Below are 2,114 nucleotides of genomic sequence, written 5' to 3'. Positions count from 1 at the left end.
GCTTTCCTATCCTCCGGATCAGAAATATTGACAGAACATAGACCATCATATCGCTCATATTCACCCTCCAGCAATCCTAATTTCAAAGTGATATTGTATCCACGAATAAAATCCGCATAACTCGTCGGCAGTCCGTGCGCCAGATCGAAGCCGTTACCGATTAATATGATCCGATTCATCATCTGCTTGTCATTTAGAGTAGTCCATAACAAAGATAACCATTTATCCTGCTGTGAACAAGGATTGTAAATGATTTTTTCTTACGCCGACCCGTCCAGCAAGATAGCCGCTGCGGACGACACGCCAAGGTCTTCGCCTTGTCTTTGTCGCATGCAGCGGCTATTCGTCTCTTGCTGTCCGGGCGTTCCGGACAGTCAAAATATTATTTCTTATGAAACTGCTCACGAAAGAAATTATCTCGAAATTCGAGAAACACCCTTTCCACTCACAGGATGGAAAAGGAATGGATGCCGAAGTCCTCGTCAAATATTTCAACCCCTGCGGTACGGGGACATGGCTCATTACCGAAGCCGAACGTGAAGGCGACGACTGGCGCCTGTTCGGTTATTGCCATATCTACGAATGGGAGTGGGGCTACCTAATGCTCTCCGAGCTGGCATCTCTTCGTCTGCCGTTCGGACTTACCATCGAACGCGACATTTACACGGCCAGGAAATACGTCCGGGATTTTCTGCCGCAGGATGAATGACGGCAAAGGCCTCGGAATTTTACTGCCCCTTGCCGACAACAGAATCATTACACAAAAAGAACTATAAATATGGCCACATTCGAAGAAAAAGCCGAACGGTTGAAGAAAGAGTTGGAGGAAGCTACAAACGACGACCAACGTCGAAATCTGTCCCGCGAATACGAACTTACCTTGCGTCTGCTGCGCATCATCCGCGGAGAGGTCTTTACGCTCGACGACATCAATAAATGCCGCATGGAGATCATGCGACTATATCCCGGATACGATCGTCCCATAACGGCCGAATCGGGAATCCTGCTGGCTGCGGAGGCAATCCGCAAGTCCTTCGGAAAGAAATACTATCTTCCGCTTTACAAATATCCGATCCTCATTGATTTCGGGACACCGGATGGGCAGATATGCGTGATCCATCCGAGCAACTATATCAGTTATACGTCCAAAAAAGGAGGGGAAGAGTGATTTGATCTTCCCCTTATACAGGCTACATCAGCGCTGCGCTTTCATATAATGCTGTTCCAGCAGTTTATAAAGCGAGGACTGTGGATAAAGAATCTTTCCACCAAGAGTAGTATAAGGGATTTGGCGGTTGTCCCGGTAATTCTGCAAGGAGCGTTTCGAGATGCTGAAGATGCTGCAAATCTCCTCACTGGTCAGGTACAGTTCATTTCCGATGGTCGGGCGGTGCGTGTCGATCAGAATATCGACAGCCCGGATGGCTTTGACGATGTCGCGGTACAGTTCCTTGAACGCGGCGCTGTCGCGGGTGATGATCTCTTCGGGCATGCTACAGGCTTTTTATCAGATTCTTTTCCAGGAGATGCCGGATGTCGTCGTCCCGGAACAGTACTTTATTCCCTAATGCTGTATAAGGGATAATGCCGGCGGAGCGGTAGTATTGCAAGGCCCGCTTGGTGATGCTCAAGGCCTTGCAGACCTCCTCGGCCGTAAGCCACCGGACAGTTGTCGGTTGGGCGGAGAGGGAATGGAGCGCAGACACTCGCTCCAGAAGACGTTGAAGGTGCGCCTGCAACTCTTTATAGGCGCTCGTTTCCATAAGGACGCAATCCATAATGCTGAGGGTTTAGGTGATTTCTGCGTTAAGGATGTGCAAGATAATCCAAGCCTTCAGAAAACGATTCCTATGTCCGCTCCAGACCGTTCCAGTCCGCTCAAAGGAAAAAATGATCGACGGTGACGCTGATGTCCGCCATAAATCGGCAAATGGAGTAATAAAAATCATATTTGCTTTTTTTATCAGATATTTCGTATATTTGTATAGAGTTGTTTGACAGGATGAACCTCGATGTAAGTTTATTCGAGACTTGCGTTTCTAAATCATTACCTCATAAAAAAGCAATGCCGTAACTCATTCAGTTACAGCATTGCTTTGTAAATCCCCGGAAAC

At 47.8% G+C, this 2,114-nt stretch carries 5 protein-coding genes; 2 read left to right on the top strand and 3 right to left on the bottom strand.

The genetic code is table 11. The features are described from left to right. Positions 1-182: AbiH family protein (locus ACESTR_RS15785; RefSeq protein ID WP_373179426.1), on the bottom strand; the 182-nt coding region annotated here is incomplete at its 3' end. Between the two features lie 209 nt (positions 183-391). On the opposite strand from ACESTR_RS15785, the gene ACESTR_RS15780 reads away from it, so the two are divergent. Together ACESTR_RS15780 and ACESTR_RS15775 are read left to right on the top strand one after the other, a co-directional pair. After that, a complete protein-coding gene (locus tag ACESTR_RS15780) occupies positions 392-709 on the top strand; it encodes a DUF2958 domain-containing protein (protein ID WP_009598209.1) in 318 nt (105 codons plus the stop codon). 69 nt (positions 710-778) lie between these two features. After that, positions 779-1,168 carry a hypothetical protein gene (locus ACESTR_RS15775; protein WP_015546615.1) on the top strand — a complete coding sequence of 130 codons (390 nt, stop codon included), beginning with the start codon at positions 779-781 and terminating at the stop codon, positions 1,166-1,168. A 27-nt stretch (positions 1,169-1,195) separates the two neighbouring features. Here the strand turns inward: ACESTR_RS15775 and ACESTR_RS15770 are convergent, their stop codons facing one another. Together ACESTR_RS15770 and ACESTR_RS15765 are read right to left on the bottom strand one after the other, a co-directional pair. Next, positions 1,196-1,492: a helix-turn-helix domain-containing protein gene (locus ACESTR_RS15770; protein ID WP_009598269.1), complete on the bottom strand. Its 297-nt coding sequence runs from the start codon at positions 1,490-1,492 to the stop codon at positions 1,196-1,198. A 1-nt stretch (position 1,493) separates the two neighbouring features. Further along, positions 1,494-1,778 carry a helix-turn-helix domain-containing protein gene (locus ACESTR_RS15765; RefSeq protein ID WP_018696786.1) on the bottom strand — a complete coding sequence of 95 codons (285 nt, stop codon included), beginning with the start codon at positions 1,776-1,778 and terminating at the stop codon, positions 1,494-1,496. Positions 1,779-2,114: the final 336 nt, after the last annotated feature.

Origin of the sequence: Alistipes sp. DJF_B185 (genome assembly GCF_964250025.1) — a bacterium.
In the GTDB taxonomy this organism is placed as follows: Bacteria; Bacteroidota; Bacteroidia; order Bacteroidales; family Rikenellaceae; genus Alistipes; species Alistipes finegoldii.
The sequence above is the reverse complement of the archived record's forward strand: the minus strand, read 5'-3'. Positions and strand labels throughout refer to the sequence as shown.

Bases quoted from the DNA above. Each gene is read 5' to 3' on its own strand.
- ACESTR_RS15765 (WP_018696786.1), bottom strand. From the start codon at position 1,778: ATGGATTGCGTCCTTATGGAAACGAGCGCCTATAAAGAGTTGCAGGCG.
- ACESTR_RS15780 (WP_009598209.1), top strand. From the start codon at position 392: ATGAAACTGCTCACGAAAGAAATTATCTCGAAATTCGAGAAACACCCT.
- ACESTR_RS15775 (WP_015546615.1), top strand. From the start codon at position 779: ATGGCCACATTCGAAGAAAAAGCCGAACGGTTGAAGAAAGAGTTGGAG.
- ACESTR_RS15770 (WP_009598269.1), bottom strand. From the start codon at position 1,492: ATGCCCGAAGAGATCATCACCCGCGACAGCGCCGCGTTCAAGGAACTG.